At 44.4% G+C, this 536-nt stretch carries 1 protein-coding gene; it reads right to left on the reverse strand.

The features are described 5' to 3' along the window. Positions 1 to 471, reverse strand: a 471-nt coding sequence (locus ABD296_RS50190; protein ID WP_344285802.1) for a DEAD/DEAH box helicase, incomplete at its 3' end; no start/stop codon positions are given. Positions 472 to 536 lie beyond the last annotated feature (65 nt).

The raw sequence follows: 536 nt of genomic DNA on the forward strand, positions 1-536 counted from the left end.
AGGACAGCCTTGTAAATGTCCTCGATAAAGCGCGACATCACGCGCATGGTAACGGAAACCTTCTTGTTGTTTATAAGACAGGTCGTGTTCTTCATCTAAAATGATAAGGCCCAAACGTGGCAGCGGGGTATAAATGGCTGAACGTGTTCCTAAAATAATAGAGGCCTTTCCAGTCTGTGCCTGTTGCCATGCTTGTAGGCGTTTAGAGTCATTTAACCCCGAATGTAATAAAGCAATGTCGCAGTTAAAACGAGACTTAAAGCGCGAAATGGTTTGAGGGGTTAAACCAATTTCGGGAACTAACACCAGTACTTGCTTACCTTGCTTTAGCACTTCGTGCATGATGTGCAGGTAAACTTCAGTTTTACCACTTCCTGTTAAACCATCTAATAAAAAGGCTTGATATTGATGCTGTGCATTAAGGACGTGCTGAGTGGCCTTCTTTTGGTCTTCATTGAGCGTGAGTGGCATTTGCGCCAATTGCACAGGGGATGGACTAAAGTCATGAGGCTCAAGCGTACAGTCTACGAGACCTT

The sequence above is a fragment of the Actinomadura napierensis genome (assembly GCF_039529375.1).
Lineage (GTDB): Bacteria > Actinomycetota > Actinomycetes > Streptosporangiales > Streptosporangiaceae > Spirillospora > Spirillospora napierensis.